The organism is Mycobacterium sp. SMC-14 (genome assembly GCF_046250075.1).
GTDB lineage: Bacteria > Actinomycetota > Actinomycetes > Mycobacteriales > Mycobacteriaceae > Mycobacterium.
The window spans coordinates 1,050,922-1,065,119 of the sequence record NZ_CP176429.1 but is presented as its reverse complement, the minus strand read 5'-3'; the positions used below and the strand labels follow the sequence as shown (position 1 = coordinate 1,065,119).

The 14,198-nt window shown below is 69.2% G+C and carries 12 protein-coding genes; 5 read left to right on the top strand and 7 right to left on the bottom strand.

Features of this window, described 5'->3' with window-relative positions; all coding sequences use genetic code 11:
• Positions 1 to 57 precede the first annotated feature (57 nt).
• The 3 genes from ACKY0W_RS05115 to ACKY0W_RS05105 form a co-directional block, all read right to left on the bottom strand.
• Positions 58 to 1,692, bottom strand: coding sequence for a fatty acyl-AMP ligase (locus tag ACKY0W_RS05115; RefSeq protein ID WP_409436662.1), 1,635 nt, complete (start codon positions 1,690 to 1,692; stop codon positions 58 to 60).
• A gap of 250 nt (positions 1,693 to 1,942) precedes the next feature.
• Positions 1,943 to 2,905 (bottom strand): 4-(cytidine 5'-diphospho)-2-C-methyl-D-erythritol kinase, encoded by a 963-nt coding sequence (locus tag ACKY0W_RS05110; RefSeq protein WP_409436661.1) that lies wholly within the window; start codon positions 2,903 to 2,905, stop codon positions 1,943 to 1,945.
• Positions 2,906 to 2,981: 76 nt separating this feature from the next.
• A complete protein-coding gene (locus ACKY0W_RS05105) occupies positions 2,982 to 4,445 on the bottom strand; it encodes a PE-PPE domain-containing protein (RefSeq protein WP_409436660.1) in 1,464 nt (487 codons plus the stop codon).
• 136 nt (positions 4,446 to 4,581) lie between these two features.
• On the opposite strand from ACKY0W_RS05105, the gene ACKY0W_RS05100 reads away from it, so the two are divergent.
• Positions 4,582 to 5,418, top strand: a complete 837-nt coding sequence (locus ACKY0W_RS05100; protein ID WP_409436659.1) for a serine/threonine-protein kinase — start codon at positions 4,582 to 4,584, stop codon at positions 5,416 to 5,418.
• On the opposite strand, the gene rsmA is transcribed toward ACKY0W_RS05100, so the two are convergent.
• The 3 genes from rsmA to ACKY0W_RS05085 form a co-directional block, all read right to left on the bottom strand.
• Positions 5,334 to 6,284: a 16S rRNA (adenine(1518)-N(6)/adenine(1519)-N(6))-dimethyltransferase RsmA gene (gene rsmA, locus ACKY0W_RS05095; RefSeq protein WP_409437654.1), complete on the bottom strand. Its 951-nt coding sequence runs from the start codon at positions 6,282 to 6,284 to the stop codon at positions 5,334 to 5,336. The genes ACKY0W_RS05100 and rsmA overlap by 85 nt on opposite strands.
• Entirely contained in the window at positions 6,257 to 7,375 is a 1,119-nt protein-coding gene (locus ACKY0W_RS05090) for a transglycosylase family protein (protein WP_409436658.1), read from the bottom strand. The genes rsmA and ACKY0W_RS05090 overlap by 28 nt, the downstream gene beginning before the upstream one ends.
• A 134-nt stretch (positions 7,376 to 7,509) precedes the next feature.
• Complete coding sequence (locus ACKY0W_RS05085) at positions 7,510 to 8,355, bottom strand: TatD family hydrolase (RefSeq protein ID WP_409436657.1); 846 nt, start codon at positions 8,353 to 8,355, stop codon at positions 7,510 to 7,512.
• Positions 8,356 to 8,373: 18 nt separating this feature from the next.
• On the opposite strand from ACKY0W_RS05085, the gene metG reads away from it, so the two are divergent.
• The 4 genes from metG to ACKY0W_RS05065 all read left to right on the top strand — a co-directional run bounded on the left by metG (position 8,374) and on the right by ACKY0W_RS05065 (position 13,370).
• Positions 8,374 to 9,915: a methionine--tRNA ligase gene (metG, locus tag ACKY0W_RS05080; protein ID WP_409436656.1), complete on the top strand. Its 1,542-nt coding sequence runs from the start codon at positions 8,374 to 8,376 to the stop codon at positions 9,913 to 9,915.
• A 96-nt stretch (positions 9,916 to 10,011) separates the two neighbouring features.
• Complete coding sequence (locus tag ACKY0W_RS05075; RefSeq protein WP_409436655.1) at positions 10,012 to 11,190, top strand: NAD(P)/FAD-dependent oxidoreductase; 1,179 nt, start codon at positions 10,012 to 10,014, stop codon at positions 11,188 to 11,190.
• The gene (locus tag ACKY0W_RS05070; RefSeq protein WP_406756017.1) at positions 11,187 to 12,092 is read left to right on the top strand and encodes an RNA polymerase sigma-70 factor; all 906 of its coding nucleotides are present in this window, start codon (positions 11,187 to 11,189) and stop codon (positions 12,090 to 12,092) included. The genes ACKY0W_RS05075 and ACKY0W_RS05070 overlap by 4 nt, the downstream gene beginning before the upstream one ends.
• A gap of 12 nt (positions 12,093 to 12,104) precedes the next feature.
• Entirely contained in the window at positions 12,105 to 13,370 is a 1,266-nt protein-coding gene (locus ACKY0W_RS05065; RefSeq protein ID WP_409436654.1) for an aminodeoxychorismate synthase component I, read from the top strand.
• Here ACKY0W_RS05065 and rsmI read toward each other — a convergent pair.
• Positions 13,340 to 14,176 carry a 16S rRNA (cytidine(1402)-2'-O)-methyltransferase gene (gene rsmI / locus ACKY0W_RS05060; RefSeq protein ID WP_409436653.1) on the bottom strand — a complete coding sequence of 279 codons (837 nt, stop codon included), beginning with the start codon at positions 14,174 to 14,176 and terminating at the stop codon, positions 13,340 to 13,342. The two genes, ACKY0W_RS05065 and rsmI, sit on opposite strands and share 31 nt — an antisense overlap.
• Between the last annotated feature and the right edge of the window lie 22 nt (positions 14,177 to 14,198).

Here is a 14,198-nt window from a genome sequence, read left to right as displayed (position 1 = left end):
TACGCAAAAGCCCGGCGTGTCGCGTACAAACACGCTCCCTCGCGGGAAAGGGGACGCCTAGGTGACCAGCGCGACGGAGTTGGCCCGGCGCAGCTTGCCCGACGGAGTCTTGGGGATGCTGCCCGGCCCGAGCACCACCACGTTGCGGGGCCGCATGTCGACCTCGGTCACCACCTCATGGGCGACCTGGTGCTCGATGCGGCGTACCTCGACCGGGTCCTGCCAGGCGTTGGATTCCACCGCCACCGCGAACGTCTCCCGGGAGTGCCCGGCGTCCAGGCGCACCGCGACCGCACAGCCCGGGCGCACGCCCTCGACTCGGCCCGCGGCCCGCTCGATGTCGGTCGGGTAGATGTTGCGGCCCGCCATGATGATGACGTCCTTGACGCGGCCGCAGACCACGACGTGACCGTCTTCCATCTGGTAGCCCAGGTCGCCGGTGTCATACCAACCGTGCTCGTCCTGCGCCGGCAGGAAGCCCGCCATGGTCAGGTAGCCCGGCGTCACCGGCTCACCGCGCAGCTGGATCACTCCGACCCCACGCGGCGGCAACGAATTGCCGTGCTCGTCGACGATCCGGATCTCGATGCCCTCCAACAGCGGACCCAGCGAGGCCAGTCGGCGGGTGTTGCCCTTGGTGGCCGGCACCGCCTGGCGCAGCGCGGCCAGCAGGTCGGCGTCGATCTCGTCGACCACCAGGCCCGCATTGCACTTGGAGAAGGACACCGCCAGCACCGTCTCGGCCATACCGTAGGCCGGCAGGATGGCGGTCGGGTTCAGCCCGAACGGCCTACCGGCGTCGATCAGGTCCTCGACGTCGGCCGGCTCCACCGGCTCTGCACCCGAGAGCGCGAACCGCAGCGTGGACAGGTCGAACTGCCCCGGCGTGGCCTGCTTGCGCAGCCGCTTGGCGAACAGCGCGTAGGCGAAGTTCGGGGCCGCGGTCATGGTGCCCTTGTACTTGTCGATCAGCTTGGCCCACAGCAGGGTGTCGCGCAGGAAGTCCATCGGGGTGATCTTGACCAGCTCGGCACCGAAATACATCGGCACGGTGAGGAACCCGATCATGCCCATGTCGTGGAAGCACGGCAGCCAGCTGACCATGACGTCCTTGTCGACGTCGTACTCGGCGCTGATGAACATCGCCTCGGCGTTCGAGTAGATGTTGCGGTGGGTGATCTGCACGGCCTTCGGCGAACCGGTCGATCCCGACGTCAGCTGCATCAGCGCCAGATCGTCCTCACCGGCTTCTTCCGGGTCGATCGGTTCGGCGGCCAGCAGGTCAGCAACCGTGACGACCTTCAGGCCCTTCTCCTCCAGCACCGGGGCTGCCGGCATGAACGGGTCGGAGATGATGACGGCCTTGGCGTCGATCATGTCGACGACGGTCATGGTGTCCTCGGCCCACACCGCCAGGTCGGTACGCGGGGTCGGCTGGTGCAGCATGGTCAGGCTCGCCGCGCGCATCCACACACCCTGGGCGGTGGGGGCGATTTCCACCGGGGCGCCGGCCAGCACCCCGACCGCGTCGCCCGGGCCTACGCCGGCCGCGGCCAGCCCGCCGGCGATACGCCGGGCGCGTTCGTGGACCTCGGCCCAGGTGTGCCGGACGGGCGTGTGCGGCTCACCCGTCACCATGCCCTTCGACGACTCCCGGGCACTGCGGAACATGTTGTCGGTAAACCTGCTCACGACGGCCTCCTAGCCGGCACCAGTACGTTCCATACGGGCTCAGATTTCATGTTCCACCTGCTTTAGACCACATCGCGAGAGGCACACGCACACAATTCGGTGGCGGTTAGATCTCGATACCGTAATGCGCGGCCCACCAGATCGGAGAGCGTCTGGCTGGCAGGGTTGTCCTGGCCGCGAATAGTCACCGCGGGCTATCTTAAACTCCTCTTAATCCACGGGCAAATCTACCCGCGGATCGGCGGCTCGGTCAGGCCCCGCTCACCGACGACGGCACCACGCGAGCGCCATAGACCGGGCCGCTGGCCACCCGCACCGCCCGCCCCGCGCCGAGCGCCGACAGTTCGACGGCGACGTCGGCCGCCGACTGCGCCGAGGAGCACAGGAACGCACACGTCGGGCCGGAGCCGGACACCACACCGGCCAGGGCACCTGCCTCTACCCCGGCGCGCAACGTGCGACGCAAGCCCGAGTTGAGGCTGACGGCCGCGGCCTGCAGGTCATTGCCGAGCAATCCGGCCAGGCGCTCTGGATCACCGGCGGCCAACGCCGCCAGCACCGGCTCGGGCTCACCCGACTCCGGCAGCTTGCGCCCGGTGTCGCGCAGCCGGTCCAGTTCACCGAAGACCGCCGGCGTCGACAGCCCCCGGTCGGCGAACGCCAGCACCCAGTGGAAGGTCTCGCGGGTGAGCACCGTCGCCAGCTCCTCGCCGCGTCCGGTGCCCAGCGCGGTGCCGCCGTGCAACGCGAACGGCACGTCGCTGCCCAGCTTGGCGGCCAGCGAGTGCAGGTCGCGGCGCGGCACGCCGAGCTCCCACAGCACGTTCATGCCGACCAGTACCGCCGCGGCGTCGGCGCTGCCACCGGCCATGCCGCCGGCCACCGGAATGGACTTGTCGATGCTGATCGCCACGTCCGGAGCCCGGCCCACGTACTCGGCCATCAGCTCGGCGGCCTGCCACGCCAGATTGCGCTCATCGGTGGGCAGCACATCGGCACCCTCGCCGCTGACCCGCAGCGACAGCACGTCGGCGTCGCGGACGGTCACCTCGTCGACCAACGAAACCGCGTGGAACACGGTGGTCAGCTCGTGGTAACCGTCATCTCGACGGTCACCGACGGCCAGGTAGAGGTTGAGCTTGCCCGGTACCCGCACCGTCACCGAACCGGTCGGGGACCACTCGGTGGCGGTATTGCCGTCGGATGCGGTCACGCCGATGAGACTATCGGGCTACGGCGGCTCCGAGGGGCCGTAGTACCCCGGGCTCTGGCCAGCAGTGCCTACCCGATCAGGAGAACAGGTCGGAGAAGTCGGCGCTGATCGAGCTGAAGGCGTTCATCAGGACCTCCACCTCGAACCCGCCGGCCATGGTGACCAACCCGGTGGTGGCCGCCAGCGGCATCCCGATCGCGTTCAGCAGATCTCCCGACATCAGTTCGTTGAAGAACAGGCTCGCGGAGTAGGCCGGCAGCGTGGTGATCAGCGAATTGATGATGTCGGCGGTCGGCAGCAGCGTCGCGTACAAGGTCGCCGCGGCGCTGCTGAAGGTGTTGACGATGTCCGTCAGGCTCGGCAGCGAGAAGTCCGCGGGGCCGCCACTGAAGTCGAACAGGTCGGAGGCGCCGCCGGACCCGATGTTCTGCAGGTCGGCGATGAAGTCGTTCCAACCCTGCTCGGCGCCGTTGACCAGGGCGGTGAGCACGTCCATCGGGTTGACGTCGGGGAACACTCCGAACGGCGTGGAGATGTCCGCCGGACCCTGGTCCCAGCCGTGCTCGATGTTGCCGTAGCCGAGGTTGACCAGCACCCGCAGGGCCGGCTGCAACAGGTCGGCAAACGCGTTGCCGAATGCGTTGCCGCGCAACAGCGCCAGCAACGGCAGGTCCTCGGTGGGGATCATGAAGTACTGGTTGTTGCCGGTGTAGCCGTCGGAGGTGTCCAGCTCGATGGCCGTCGCCAGCTGGGCATCGGTCAGCGTCGGGTAGGTGCCGTGAATGAACATGATGCCCAAGAAGGCGTTGAGGTCGGCCAGGAAATTCAGCGGATACTTCGGGAAGTCAGCGAAGCCGTCGTATTCCTGGATGTAATTGGCCGTCTCCCAGGGCGTCTCAGACGGGGCACCCCCGCTGAACGTGACGCCGAGGGCTGGCAGGCTCAGCGGAACCCCGGGGACGTCGAAGCGGGCCAACAGGCCGCCGTTGGGGTTGGCCGGGCTGCCCAGCGTCACGAAGGACAGCTCGTCGGAGGTCGGGCGCTCGTCCTCGGGCAGGGCCAGCAGCTGGTCCATGACCAGCCCGTTGATCACACCGCTCTGCGAATACCCCAGTACGACAAGGTCATTGCCCTTGCCAACCTCTTCCATGATCTTCTGGTACAGGATGGTGGAGCCCTGGGCCAGCGAGGTGTCCAGCGGCAGCGTCTTCACGCCGGTGAGCGGGTAGAGACCCTCCGGGGTGAACAGCGGGTTGGCGGCGTCCACCGGGAAGGTCGGCTGCCCCTCGAACTTCGGCGTCGCCGGGTCAATGAACCGATCGGTGACGGCAGCCAGGTAGCTCGGCGGCGGGATCGGCAGCCCGCTGCCGCCCATGATCCACGACTCGGTGTCCAGCAGAGTCGTCTGGGCGACCACCGTTTTGGCGGTCGCGGCCAGGGTGGGCGCCACCACGGGTGCGACACCGAGGGCGGCAATGGCGGCCAGGGTCAAGGGCACGGCACCGATGGAACTCAGGTTGCGATGGGACAGAGTTGTCATGGCGGCCTCCCTGGAATGCTGCTGCAATCGGTCGATTATTCACCTCGCACCAGCCAAATGTCATCGCTTTTTTGTAATTCGATCATGCTACTCTCAGTTTTCTGCGAGGTAGCTGTGCGCGTCCTAATCTGAGGTCATGAACGCAGCCGGCGACTACGGCGGCTACCTGATCGAGCGCGAGGTCGGCCGCGGCGGGCACGCCGGGGTGTATTTGGCCCACCACCGCAGCGCCCCCGACGTGCCCGTGGCACTGAAGGTCCTCGACGAGGCGCACCGCTCCCCCGCCGAGCAGGCCCGGCTGGATCGCGAGTTCGCGTTCGCGGGCGCCCTCAAGCACCCCAACATCGTCGCGGTGTACCGGCACGGCCCGTTCTGGCTGGCCATGCAGTACGTCGACGGCGGTAAGGTGACCGGTCTGCGCTCGCTCGACGATCGCCTGGCGGCGCTGACCCAGATTGCCGCCGCGCTCGACTACGCACACCGTCGCGGCATCGTGCACTGTGACGTCAAACCCGCCAACATCTTGATCCACGCGGACTTCGGCCGCGCCGGGGCGGTGCTGACCGATTTCGGAGCGGCCCACGCCGTCGTCGAAGACGTGTGGCACCGGGCCCGACATCCCGAAAACCCCGAAGTCTCGTTGCCCTACACCGCACCGGAGATCCTGCAGGGCAAGGCCCCATCGGCGGCCACCGACGAATACGCCTTGGCTTGCACGGCGGTCGAGCTGTTTACCGGAGCGCCGCCCTTCCCCGCTCAGTGCGCAGCCGATCTGGCCGATGCGCACCTGCGGCTGCTACCGCCGCCGCTGTCCGACACGCTCGGTCCGGCGGCGCGGGCCGCCGATGTGGTGGTGCAACGTGCGCTGGCGAAGTTTCCGGCGCGCCGCTACGAGTCCTGCGCCGATTTCGTCGAAGAGTTGTCCCGCGCGCTGCTGTCGCACGCCGGGCCCGCCAAAGCCGCCGAGACCTGAAGCAGCCGCACGAAGTCCGCGATCGCCAGGGTTTCGCCGCGACTCATCGGATCGATGCCCGCCGCCTCCAACAGCTCGGCAGCCCGCGCGCCCGAGCCGGCCCAGTCGGCGATCGCGTTGCGGGCGGTCTTGCGGCGCTGGGCGAATGCGGCGTCGATCAGCCTGAAGACCTGTCGGCGAAACGCGTCGTCGACCGGCCATGGGGCGGCCTCGTGGCGATCGATGCGCACCAGCCCGGAATTCACTCGCGGCACCGGCCAGAACACGCTGGGCGGCACCGTGCCGCAGCGGCGCACGGCGCCGAAGAACCGTGCCTTGGCGCTGGGCACCCCGTAGTCCTTGCCACCCGGCTCGGCGGCCAGCCGCTCGGCCACCTCCAACTGCACCATGACCGTGACGGTGCGAATGGAGTCGAACTCCGACAGCAGGTGCAGCAGCGCCGGGACCGCAACGTTGTAGGGCAGGTTTGCCACCACCGCCGTCGGCGCGGTCGCCACCTGGTCGCGGCGCAGGGTCAAGACATCGGCGCCGAGCACCTCCAACCGGGTGGCGTCGGCGGGCGCGTGTTCGGCGATGGTCTGCGGCAACCGGGTGGCCAGCACCGGATCCTTTTCGACGGCGATCACCGTCGGGCCGTGTTCGAGCAGTGCCAGGGTCAGCGAGCCGAGCCCAGGCCCGACTTCGAGGACATGGTCGTCGGCGGTGATACCGGCGCCGTCCACAATCCGGCGCACGGTGTTCGCGTCGTGAACGAAGTTCTGTCCCAGTGATTTCCGGGGCCGCAGGTCGAGTTCATTCGCCAGGGCCCTGATGTCACCGGCCCCGAGTAGCCCGATGGTCAGCGTCTCCCGCTGCACACCGGCCAGGCGCCCCAGCCCTGCCGGGCCTGGGTGACCTCCGCGATCGCGATCTGCTCTTCGCGGGTCGCCATATCCGCGCGCGGTGCGTACTTCAGACCGCCGTTGGCCACCCAGGTGCCGTAGTCGAACTGCACGCCGCCGTAGAAGCCGTTGCCGGTGTTGATCGCCCAGTTTCCGTGCGACTCGCAGTTGGCGATGCGGTCCCAGGCTGCTCCGTACACCGACGGCGGCACCTCGGTGCCGGGCTTGGCGCCGACCCGCAGCACCGAGTCGCGGGCCGGGGCCACCACCGCATTGGCGACCGGCAGGCGGCCGGTCTCGGCGCCGTTGACGGTGGCCACCGAGTAGGTCACGTCCTGGGTGCCCGGAGTCCCCGGGTCCTCGACGACCTGCCGGCTGATGTTCAGCGCCGGGTCCTCGATGCGACGGGCGGGCGGGGGAAGCGGCACCCGCTCGGTGACCTGCTTGACCCGGATCCGCGTCACCTGGATCGCCATGCCCTCGGTGATCGGGGTCGACGCGGCCGGGATGACCTTGTCAGCCTGCTCCAGCGGGGCGCCGTCGGCGGCCAGCAGTTCGGCGACATTGGGCGCGGCCAGGTGCACCGTACGCACCACACCGCCGTCGTCGAGCGTGACGGTCTTGGCACTGACGACCGGCAGCGCCATCCCGGCCAGCGGGACCCGGCTACCGCGCGATGCCGCGGCGGGGGCGGTGTCGGTCATCGACAGCTGGGCCAGCGCCTCGTCCACCGAGAGCGCCGTCGTCCACAGCTGCTGGGGCTCGCGCCCGTCCAGGGACACCTGTAGCGGCCGGCCGCGACGGACCATGATCGTGTCGGAGTCGTTCACCCGGGCGGTGCGCGCGGGGCTCACATCGTCACGCTCGCCGAGGTTGAAACCGTTCTCGGCGACGACGTCGATGACCCGCGACCGCATGGTGGTGACGGTGATCGGAGTTCCGTCAACGTCCAACGTCACGGTCTTGACGCTGGCAACCGCAAAGCCGCCGGCAAAGGTCAGCACCAGTAGTAAAGCGCCGACCAGAAGCCGCAGCATCGGCGATGGCGCCTGGTGCAACCTGGTCAAAGCGTTCAAGACAGAAAAACCTCACTACGTTCAAGACAGCAGCAGACACAGCGAAGGGGCAGTTGCTCCTGCCCCCCAGGTTCGATAACGGAACGGTAACGAACCTACCGGCGGTCGGCAACCGACTGTGACCTGCTCGACCTTCAGTCCAGCCCGTACACACGCCGGGCGTTGCAGTTCGTCACCTGCGCCAGCTCGGCCGCCGATGTTCCCAACAGCTCAGCCAGCGCCCTGACAGTGTATGGCAGACAGTAGGGCTCGTTCGGTGCACCGCGGTACGGATGCGGAGTCAAAAACGGCGCGTCGGTCTCCACCAACAGTTGCTCCTGCGGTATCAATGCCGCCGCTTCCCGCAGGTCACGCGCATTTTTGAAGCTGACCGTGCCGGACAGGCTCAAGATCCAGCCGGCGTCGACGCAGGTGTGAGCCATCTCGGGGCCCGACGAGAAACAGTGGAAGATCACCGTCTCGGGAGCGCCTTCGGCGCGCAAAACATCGAGCACGGCGGCGTCGGCGGCGCGGTTGTGGATCATCAGCGGTTTGCCCGTGCGTTTGGCCAGGTCGATATGCCAGGCGAAGGCCTCCCGCTGGGTCTGCGGGTCCGCGCAGCCCTCTAAGCGCCCGGGCCAATACAGATCCATGCCGGTCTCCCCGACCGCCACCACCCGCGGGTGGGCGGCCAGCGCCTCGATCTCGGTGCGGGCCCCCTCGGTCAGGGTGCCGGCCCGCGTCGGATGCAGCGCGACCGCCGCATAGACCCGATCGTCGGCGTCGGCGGCCTGGGTCACCCAGCGAGCCGACGCCAGGTCGTCGGCGACAGTCACCGCCGCCTGCACCCCGACCGCGGCGGCGCGGTCCATGATCGCGCGCACCGAAGCGGCGTCGGAGGCGCCGCAGGCATCGAGGTGGGTGTGGGCGTCGACCAGCGGACTGAGCTCCTGCGGTGCGGGCGGCGGAGTTTTGCCTGATCGTTTCGAGCTCACCCGCACACAATAGGGTGAACGGTGATGAAGCCTTTCTACGTCACCACCGCGATCACCTACCCCAACGGTGATCCGCATATCGGCCACGCCTACGAGTACATCGCCACCGACGCGATCGCCCGATTCCATCGGCTCGACGGATTCGACGTGCGGTACCTGACCGGCACCGACGAGCACGGGCTGAAGATGGCCGAGACCGCCGCCGCCGAGGGCATTCCCACCGCGGAGCTGGCGCGGCGCAACTCCGATGTGTTCGAGCGGCTGCAGCGCAAGCTCAACGTTTCCTTCGACCGGTTCATCCGCACCACCGACGCCGATCACCTGGAGGCGTCCAAGGCGATCTGGCAGCGCATGGTCGACGCCGGTGACATCTATCTGGACGCCTACTCCGGCTGGTACTCGGTGCGCGACGAGCGGTTCTTCACCGAGGGCGAGACCCGGCTGACGCCGGACGGCTCGCGGGTGGCCAACGAAACCGGGGCGCCGGTCACCTGGACCGAGGAGCAGACCTATTTCTTCCGGCTGTCGGCCTACACCGACAAGCTGCTGGCGCACTACCAGGCGAATCCGGACTTCATCGCCCCCGAGGTGCGCCGCAACGAGGTGGTCAGCTTCGTCTCCGGCGGGCTGCGGGACCTGTCGATCTCGCGCACCTCGTTCGATTGGGGCGTGCCGGTGCCCGGGCATCCGGACCACGTCATGTACGTCTGGGTGGATGCGCTGACCAACTACCTGACCGGCGTCGGCTACCCCGACACCGACTCGCCAATCTTCAAGCGGTACTGGCCCGCCGATCTGCACATGATCGGCAAGGACATCATCCGGTTCCACACGGTGTACTGGCCCGCCTTCTTGATGTCGGCCGGGATCGAGTTGCCGCGCAGGGTTTTTGCGCACGGCTTCCTGCTCAACAGCGGCGAGAAGATGAGCAAGTCAGTGGGCAACGTGATCGACCCGGTCGAGTTCGTCGACAAGTACGGCGTGGATCAGGTGCGCTTCTTCCTGCTGCGCGAGATCCCGTTCGGCCAGGACGGCAGCATCTCCGATGAGGCGATGATCGGCCGGGTCAATGCCGATTTGGCCAACGAGCTGGGCAATCTGGCGCAGCGCTCGCTGTCGATGGTGGCCAAGAACCTTGACGGGGTGGTGCCCGAGCCGACCGCCCAGGCCGCCGACGGCGACGAACTGCTGGCCCTGGCCGACGCGCTGCTGGAGAAGATGCGGGTGGCGTTCAGCGCGCAGTCCATGCACGTGGGACTGGAAGCGATCTGGCAGATGCTGGGCGCAGCCAACCGGTACTTCTCGGCCAACGAGCCGTGGAAGCTCGCCAAGAGCGAGTCCGCGGACGATCAGGCCCGCTTCGGCACGGTTTTGTACACCACGCTGGAGGCGGTGCGGATCGCGGCGCTGCTGGTGCAGCCGGTGATGCCCGAATCGGCGGGCAAGCTGCTGGACCTGCTGGGCCAGACCGATGAGCAGCGGATGTTCACCGCCGTGCCCGAGCGTCTGGTGCCCGGGCTTTCGCTCCCGGCGCCGTCCGGGGTGTTTCCGCGCTACCAACCCTGAACGTGACGGCGGGCCCGTGATCTGGGCCACAAGCTGTCACATCTGGCAGGCGCGCGGTGTCTTGAGGGCATAACCCTTGAGAGACAGGAGCACCTCATGACCCGCATCCAAGTCGTCATCATCGGCGGCGGCTACGCCGGCACCCTGGCCGCCAACCGGCTGCGCCAGCACCCCGACGTCGACATCACCCTGGTCAACCCGCGCCCGGCATTCGTCGAGCGGATCCGGTTGCACCAGTACGTCGCCGGCACCGGGACGGCCACCATCGACTACCCCGAACTGCTCGGCGACGGAGTCCGGCTGCTGGTCGACTCGGCCACCCGGATTGACGCCGCCGACCGGCGCATCCAGCTGGCATCGGGCACCGTCCTGCGCTACGACTTCCTCATCTATGCGGTGGGCAGCACCGGGGCGATCACTCCGGCGGTTCCCGGTGCCGCCGAATTCGCCTACTCGATCAGCGAATTGGAGCATGCGACCCGGCTGCTGGCGCGCCTGACCGCGGTGGCGCCGGATGCCCCGGTGACCGTGGTGGGCGGTGGACTGACCGGTATCGAAGCGGCCTCCGAACTGGCCGGACAAGGTCGGCCGGTGACCCTGGTCTGCGGTGAAATGCTGGGACCGTCACTGCACGCGGCGGGCCGGCGCTCGGTGGCCAAGGCACTGCGCAAACTGGGTGTCGACGTGCGCGAGGGCGCGGTCGTCGCCGAGGTGCGCGCCGACGCTCTGGTGCTGCGCGACGGCACCGTGCTGCCCAGCGCGGTGACGGTCTGGACGGCAGGATTCGGCGTGCCGGACCTGGCCACAGCCAGTGGACTGGCCACCGACGCGTTGGGCAGACTGCTCACCGACGACACCCTGACCAGTGTCGACAACCCGTGGATCATGGCGGCCGGGGATGCCGTGGCCCCCTCGGGCCAGCCGCTGCGGATGAGCTGCCAGGCCGCCCTGCCGCTGGGCGCCCAAGCCGCCAACACCGTGTTGGCCCGCATCGCCGGCACCTCACCGGTCGCGCTGGACCAGGCGTTCGTGTCGCAGTGCATCAGCGTGGGGCGCCACGCGGCGACCGTACAGTTGTCGCGCCGCGACGACACCCCGATCAAGGCGTTCATCGGCGGCCGCCTTGGCGCCGTGGTCAAGGAGTCGATCTGCAAGTACACGGTGAAGTGGATTCGGGGCGAGGCCGCCAAGCCGGGCTCGTACCGTTGGATGAAGGGCGGCGCCCGGGCGGCCCAGGCCGCACAGGGCCAATCGGAACGGGGGGCTGCGGTGTGAGAAGCGAACACGCCCAACGGTTCACCGAGCTCCGGCCGCTGCTGTTCACCATCGCCTACGAGATCCTGGGCTCGGCAACCGAATCCGATGACGTCTTGCAGGACAGCTACCTGCGCTGGGCCGAGGTCGATCTGGCCGAGGTCCGCGACGTCAAGGCGTACCTGGCCAGCCTGGTCACCCGTCAGGCGCTCAACGCGCTGCGGGCCGGGGCCCGACGCCGCGAGGAGTACGTGGGGCCGTGGCTGCCCGAGCCGCTGCTGCTCACCGAGCACGATCCCTCGGCCGATGTCGTACTGGCCGAGTCGGTCTCGATGGCGATGCTGGTGGTGCTGGAGACGCTGCGTCCCGAGGAGCGGGCGGTGTTCGTGCTGCGCGAAGTGTTCGGCTTCGACTATGACGAGATCGCGGCCGCGGTCGGCAAATCTGCGGCCGCGGCCCGTCAGGTCGCGCACCGGGCCCGCAGCCACGTCCAGGCCCGCCGGCCGCGCTACGCCCCGGTGGACCCGGAGGAGAGCGCACGGGTCACCGCGGAGTTCATGACCGCGGCGGCGGGCGGCGACCTCACCACGGTGCTGTCGATGCTGGCCCCCGACGTGGTGTGGACCGCTGACAGCGGCGGCAAGGCCAGCGCGGCCCGGCGGCCCGTCGTCGGAGCCGACAAGGTCGCCCGCACCGTCATCGGGCTGCTGCGGCAGGGCGCACAGATGCCCGACGTGCGGGTGGACATGGGCGTCTGCAACTCCGCACCCGCGGTGCTGCTCTACAGCGCCGACCGCCTGGAGGGCGTGTTCACCGTCGAGATCGTCGACGGGCTGATCACGAACTTCTACGCGATGCGCAACCCGGACAAGCTGGCGGCGGTGGCGGCCGCCCGCGAGATCACCCGCGGCGCTGACGTCTGACAAGCTAGTGCCGTGCGGATCGAGCGTCTCGGCGACTTGGGTGCGGCACCGGAGGTGCTGCGCGCGGTCGGCGATGCCACCGACCGACATGGGCTGCCGTCGCCGGCCGCGCTGACCGGCGAGTGGTTCGGCTCACGGGCGGTGATCGCGCCCAGCGTGGCCGTCGAGCCGGTCGGCCCCGGCGAGGTGTTCGATGTCCCGGCCGGAGCGCCGCATGAACCCACTGCCGAGGCACAGCCCGTTGTGGTGGGTGGCGGCTGGATCGGCTATCTGTCCTACCCCGATGCCGGCGCCGACGGCCTGGGCCCCCGCATCCCCGAGGCTGCCGGCGGCTGGACCGACTGTGTGCTGCGCCAAGACGACGACGAGCAGTGGTGGTTCGAAAGCCTGTCCGGCGCGGCGATGCCGAGCTGGCTGGCCGAGGCGCTGACGACTCCCGCCCCGGCCCGCGGATGCCGGATCTACTGGGAGACCCCGGACCGGCAGGCGCACCGCGCCGGCGTGCTGGCGTGCCTGGAGGCCATCCGGTCCGGCGAGGTGTATCAGGCCTGCGTGTGCACCCGCTTCACCGGAACCGTGACGGGCGCCCCGCTGGACTTCTTCGCCGACGCCGTGGCGCGCACCTCGCCGGCGCGTGCCGCCTATGTCGCGGGTGACTGGGGCGCGGTGGCCTCGCTGTCACCGGAGCTGTTCCTGCGCCGCCGCGGTCAGGTCGTGGACTCCAGCCCGATCAAAGGCACCTTGCCGCTGTACGCCCGCCCGTCCGCGCTGCGCGCGTCGACCAAGGACGTCGCGGAGAACATCATGATCGTCGATCTGGTCCGCAACGACCTGGGCCGAGTGGCGATCACCGGCACGGTCACCGTGCCCGAACTGTTGGCGGTGCGGCCCGCCCCGGGTGTGTGGCATCTGGTGTCGACGGTCTCGGCCCGGGTGCCCGAGCAGCTGGCGATGGCCGAGTTGCTGGACGCGACATTCCCGCCCGCGTCGGTAACCGGCACCCCCAAGCACCGTGCCCGCCAGCTGCTTTCGGAGTGGGAATCGTCGCGGCGCGGTACCTACTGCGGCACGGTGGGGTTGGCGTCACCGGTGGCCGGTTGCGAACTGAACGTCGCGATCCGCACCGTGGAGTTCGACGCCGGCGGTGGCGCGGTGCTGGGGGTCGGCGGCGGAATCACCGCGGACTCCGACGTCGACGCCGAGTGGCAGGAGTGCCTGCATAAGGCCGCCCCGATCGTCGCCGACGGTCAGTCGCGGGAACGCAGCACCGCGTCGTAAAGCTCGCGTCGCGACACCGCAGCCGACACGTCGGCGATCACCTGCGCGCAGGCGTCCTTGACCCGCATCCCCTCGGCCGCCAACCTGTTGACCTCGTCCACCAACGTCGCCAGGTCCGCGCGCGGTGTCGCCCCGGCCAACACCACGGTGATCTCCCCCAGCACACCGTCGACCGCCCAGTCGGCCAGCTCGGCCAGCGTCCCGCGCAGCACCTCTTCATGGGTCTTGGTCAGCTCCCGGCACACCACCGCGCGCCTTTCGCTGCCGAGCTCGTCGACGGCGTCACGCAGGCAGTCGGCCAACCGCCGCGGCGACTCGAAGAACACACAGGTGCGCCGTTCGTCGGCCAGCGAGGCCAGCCACGCCCGGCGGGCCGCCTGCTTGCGGGGCGCGAAGCCCTCGAAGCAGAACCGCTCCGCGGCCAACCCGGACACCGCCAGCGCGGTCGTCACCGCCGACGGGCCGGGCAGGCAGGTCACCGGCAGCCCGGCCTCGGCGCACGCGGACACCAGGCGGTAGCCCGGGTCGCTGATCAGCGGCATCCCGGCGTCGCTGACCACCAGCACGGTCGCCCCGGCCTCGAGATCGGCAAGCAGCGTGGGCACCCGCGACGCCTCGTTGGCGTCGAACAGACTGACCACCCGGCCGCCGATCTGCACGTCGAGGGCCTTGGCCAGCGTGCGCACCCGCCGGGTGTCCTCGGCGGCCACGACGTCGGCGGTGCTCAGCGCTTCGACCAGCCGGGGGGAGGCGTCGGCGGGCTGGCCCAGCGGGGTGGCACCCAGCAGCAATCGACCATCGGGCATGGCGCACAGCCTACGATCGTCG